Genomic DNA, 5110 nt, shown 5'->3' on the forward strand with positions numbered 1-5110 from the left:
AATACGAGTGGTTATCCATTAGTGCTTACGAAACTTACTCGAAACTCAAAAAAGCAGTCGAAACCATTTTGGATAATTATTGCTCAAAATATGAGATAACTTTTAGTTAGGTACTTACCTCATAAAAGCTAAGAAAGAATCTAATGAAATTGTAAAACAAGTTGAGAATGCAATTGTTGCAAATCTTGAATTAGTATCACCCCATACAGGGTCAAAAACTTCTTTAATCAATACTTACTACTCCACTGCAACTGGTAACCAAAGACAAGATACAAGATTCACATTGAATGAAAATGGTACAGGTACATTTTTAAACGGTTTATCAACAAGCAATTTTCAATGGATTCAAGATCCCGAGAAAGGCGTTGCCATTACCTTTAATGGAGATGGTCATTTATATGATGCGTACACGACAATTGTTGAAGGTAAATCAGTAAATATAGAGTTTATCTGGACTAAAGTATATTACAAGATCCTGTTTGCTACAGATTCAACTCTACAATTGGTTAGGCAGGTAGAATTTTATCGACGCTACCCTAATGGTGAAATAGAAAACACAACACCTGAACTATCTCCCGTTTCTTATATCAGTACTTATGCAAAAGAAAGCACTGCTAAAAAAAGCAAAGATATCATTAAGCAAGGTGTTGAGTTTGCTGTCCCCATGATTAACACGCATACCCTTATTACAAATGATAAAAAATTCAAATTTGGCACGCAATCAATAGCGAAAACTATCTTCAAAGCTAATAATCAAGCCACGTTATTGGTGCCATATGTAACTCGCGATGTGACATATCAGCCAACAAAATTTCAAGAGTTAGACGCGCAATACTCAATAGATGATAATGGGCACTTAAGGTTATCAGCAAAAAATTCAGATGATGAAACTGTTAAGTGGGATTATGTTTTTCACTCCGATACCAACCCCTTAGCATCAACTATGGTTCAGCAAGTCGAAGAAAAAGAAATGAACTCAGTGATGAGTGCTGATTTCCTGCAAAAATCCTCAGATATTAAGTGGACAGCAGATAATTCTATCGGAATGTATTTAAGAGAATGGGATTTTTTTGAACCTCTTTCATACTTCTGGATTGAGATTAATGCTGACGGAACCGCACTCCAAGGTTACACTTTCGACGATAATAAAGATGGTCAAATTAGTGATAACGAAATAAGCACATTGCAGGGACTTTGGAAAATAAATGACTCTGGTAAACTTGGTATCCGTCTCTATCGAGATATAAATACGAAAGTGTATTGTCTTCCATCAGAATTTACTCCTTCCGAAGATCCAGACTGTGTGAAATTTCAAGAACGTGAATGGGAATTATTCGACATTAAGAATAACAAATTTCATACAATCCAATATCTTCATAAGGGGTTTCTTGGTGATTTAACAACATATTCAACTTTCTCAGTAGAAACACATACATGGAAAAAGATTACTGAACGTCCTGTTGATCTTCCTGAGTAAAGATTAAAAGAGGTGCCTAAAGTCACTGAAAACCCTCTGTGCTAGGATAGATGAAGTTACAGATTGAAAAAGAATAAATTTTCTGCTTCATAATGTGAGTAGGAAGAGCTTTTCCTAGCTTGAAATTGTCCATTGATGTGATGTGCCAGCTTAGTGGCTGGCACTTTTCTGCCCCAAAGTTAGTTTATAGATAACCCTCAAACGAAATTTAATTCGTTGGACTAACGTCACCAACTTTACTGATTTCAGTTAATTTTTTGTATAATTGATATATCCCTTTTTTTTGCTGGTCTTGAATTCTTTCAATTTTAAATAACGAAGCATCAAATACTTTCTTTTGTTCTTTTGGTATATAGACCCTAAAGTCTTTTAACTGGGAAAAATGCTCTGAGCTTTCAGCGTGTTGACGGGTTATACTCTGGCTTAATTTCTTGATAGCACTTGATAACTCTTGTATTTGCTTTACATGCCTTTTAGCCATCTCAGCTCCAATGGCTATATCATCTATTTCCTTAACATGTTCTGGTTTCGATGCTAGACCAGTAAATGAAGCTGTTAAATCTGAGGATGTAGTGTCAGGGCTAAGAGCTTTTGTTTCTTCTAGAATAAGAGGCAGCTCCTCTTTATCAGTGCTTAATAAATCATCGTCAATTGGCGATGAAGTAGTAGGTAACTGGCTACCAACTTTTTCTGAACACAACTGTTCGATCGTTTGACTGTCTGGCAGGTTTCTCCAACAAAACATCGTATTTGGACAGAATAAAGTGGTAGGAGGGTAATGGGCTACGGTTATATAATCTAAAAAGCAAGCAGTTGCAGTTAACAGATTACCTCGGTTCGAAAGTCTGTTCGGTAAATTTTGAAGCCAACTATATAATTCTGTATTTTTTTCATATAGCTTTTGAGCAAACTCAAGATGCTTAAGGCAGTCACACTGACTTAGTTGTAATTCTATTAATTTTTTGTATTCCTTCATGCAAAACCAATCCCTTTTATTGGGTACTAAAAGAGCTACTTCTTGTGTATATTTTGCGGTTAGCTCTACTTCACCATTTGTTGCAACCAATAAATTCTTAAGAGCTTTTTCAGCAACAGAATCGTTTTTATCAAATGCTGTTTGTGATACACGTAAGTCTGTTGGTTGTTCATGGAACGTTGTAGCGCTTACGCTTGCAGTATATGTTGGATCTTTATCTTTGGTTACTCGAGATGATCTATACCTTTTGTGGTTCGAGCTCGAAAAACTTAATGTGTCAGCACCTCTTTTATGACTATATCTGAAACTTTGTAATTCTGTTTTGCAATCACCTCTAGTTGGTTGTGAAATAGCACTTTTACCTGTTGCCATCGTTATCCTTATAAGAGTAAGAGGGAATAAAATATTTTTAGATAGTACAAAATGTGAGATGACAGAAATAGTGAAATTAAATTAATACGATGAAAAGCATGTTTTATCTTTTTGAATGGCATACCTCGAAACTCATTTCTGCCCCATTCCGAGTTTGGGCGTGCCTATTTTTATCTCTCAAAATCCATAGCAGCATAGTCACCTAGCGCAATTTTCCATTTTTTACTAACACCATAACTTTAGCCATATCATTACGATTAAAAACTGTTCATGTTTGTAGATTTTAATACCTCACATTTGCTTTAATTTCTGACCGTTAACAACCAAAGGTTATTAATCTTAAATGCTGCAGAAAAGGGTAAGTCATGGATATTTCAGTTTTATCATTAGCCAGATTTGAGCAAATAGCAAAAGGCGGTGAACTCTCGATAGCTTTTCATGCTAAGCCTGAAATCAAGACAATGATACCTAATGAATGAGAGAATAAAATGACTGTAACAGCAAACACATTAGGGCTAAACTTAAATCCAGATAACTGGTTAGCATTACTGGAAACGGGGCAGCGGGTCAGAATAAATAACAATGATTATGAAGTTTACGAGAATATAGAAAGACGTACTATTGGGAATTGCATATTAATGGAGGGGCAGAGAGTCATCATAACAACTACAGAGTCTCCTTCAATTCGGTATAAACAAAAGCGCGACGCAGTCAAAGCAGGGCTTTGCTCTTTAACAGAAATTGAGCGTACCGAAATAAGTAAACATTTTACAGAGTTGATTTTCGAGTTGAATCGCTCAGGAGGGTTAGCTTGGAAAATTATGGATAAAAAAGTATTCGACCACGCAAAGTCGGATTTGGATAAGGTTAATTATGTTTTACAACGAATTGTTATTAATGTTGAACAAGACACTTATATCGCGTATGAATCGTTACTCTATTTTCTAAAAAACAGGTCGAGCTTGAACGCCATTCATTTGAGGTTGATTCAAAATTATCAGTTAAGTTCTTTCCTCCCCCAATTAGGTTATACAATTTGCCCGCTCACGAACTAGGATGTCAGTTACAAGGCATAACCTAACTTTGAGAGTGCGAGTTAATTTTAGTAAATCGGCTTGCAATCTCTCAATAAAAGAGCGGAAAAGTTAATGCTGCTTCTGCAATCTGTCCATTGAGAAGTCCGTTTTGAGCATAAGCTGACACGAAAATGCCTCAAAGTTTGTTATGACCGCCTATAATCCCCGATGTAATAACTAAAAATGAAGAAAGATTAACCCAGATATCATTGCTGAATGATACGGTCAATATAGTATAAAAGATCTTTACTAAATTTAGCTGAGTTATTGTCTATGATTCATGCAATTTCACCCATCAGCTTCGAATTTCAATATGAAAAGAATAAGAAGTCTTACCATTATTATCAGGATCTTACGTCTGGAGCGATTTGTTCTCTATATCAAGTCCCAGTCGATGCTTGGGAAAAATTCGGTCAGTGTAAGAATCAAGTAATTACTGTAGTTTTTTCCAATGGCACATCGTATGATTATTCTTTAGGAAGAGATCATTTTGCAACAAGTGAGGCTACGCAAGCTGAAAAGCTTACCTTTTATTTTAATTACAAAGAAGTACAAGATCTTCAGGTGAGCCACAGTTTAGCAATTTCTTCTGCTAGGGGAATATTAACACGAAGCCTAACTGCAACGTTACAATCTAATAGTAAACTCGAACTTATAGTATGGAATCGTTTTAGGCGCCGTAAATCAAATCAACACCTTAAAGTCTTTTTTAAGGGTCAAGTTTCTCTGGTTAAAAATATTTTATGCTTTCCTTGTATTCTCGAAAATGAATTTGGGCTAAGAAATTATCTATAAAATTAAGACAAAAGCTGGATCGAATTTGCCCCAAACCGTGTTTGGGCGTACATTTTTTTAATTTCTCACAATCCATTAAAACAATACTTCGGACAGTTTTTGATTGGTCGTGCCTCAATACTTAGTAAGTCATTGAATTTTAATGAATCTGTGTTTTCAGATTCAATTTATAAAATTTTGTAAATTCAATTACTTATAAAAAGTGTCCGAACCATTGTTAAAAAACTCAGCGACCTAATCCGATATTTCATTTTCGTCTAATTGCTAAAACCTAGTTATACCGAAGTAGTTAATTATCGTTAATATTTATGGATTTCAACTTCTGAAATTTGCTTCACTTTCTGGTAATTAAATTATCCAAAAATCATCAAGCTTAAACGATTCTGGTGCGGGGAGAGGTTATGAGTATTTCAG

4 protein-coding genes are annotated in these 5110 nt (G+C 35.1%); 3 read left to right on the plus strand and 1 reads right to left on the minus strand.

The features are described from left to right. The first annotated feature begins 283 nt into the window (after positions 1-283). Entirely contained in the window at positions 284-1477 is a 1194-nt protein-coding gene (locus tag D5018_RS20505; protein ID WP_121840838.1) for a CrcB family protein, read from the plus strand. Positions 1478-1685: 208 nt separating this feature from the next. On the opposite strand, the gene D5018_RS20510 is transcribed toward D5018_RS20505, so the two are convergent. Next, positions 1686-2825, minus strand: a complete 1140-nt coding sequence (locus tag D5018_RS20510) for a hypothetical protein (protein ID WP_121840839.1) — start codon at positions 2823-2825, stop codon at positions 1686-1688. 488 nt (positions 2826-3313) lie between these two features. On the opposite strand from D5018_RS20510, the gene D5018_RS20515 reads away from it, so the two are divergent. Beyond that, complete coding sequence (locus tag D5018_RS20515) at positions 3314-3880, plus strand: hypothetical protein (RefSeq protein ID WP_121840840.1); 567 nt, start codon at positions 3314-3316, stop codon at positions 3878-3880. 294 nt (positions 3881-4174) lie between these two features. Next, a complete protein-coding gene (locus D5018_RS20520) occupies positions 4175-4696 on the plus strand; it encodes a hypothetical protein (RefSeq protein ID WP_121840841.1) in 522 nt (173 codons plus the stop codon). Positions 4697-5110: the final 414 nt, after the last annotated feature.

This window comes from Parashewanella curva (assembly GCF_003675895.1).
GTDB lineage: Bacteria > Pseudomonadota > Gammaproteobacteria > Enterobacterales > Shewanellaceae > Parashewanella > Parashewanella curva.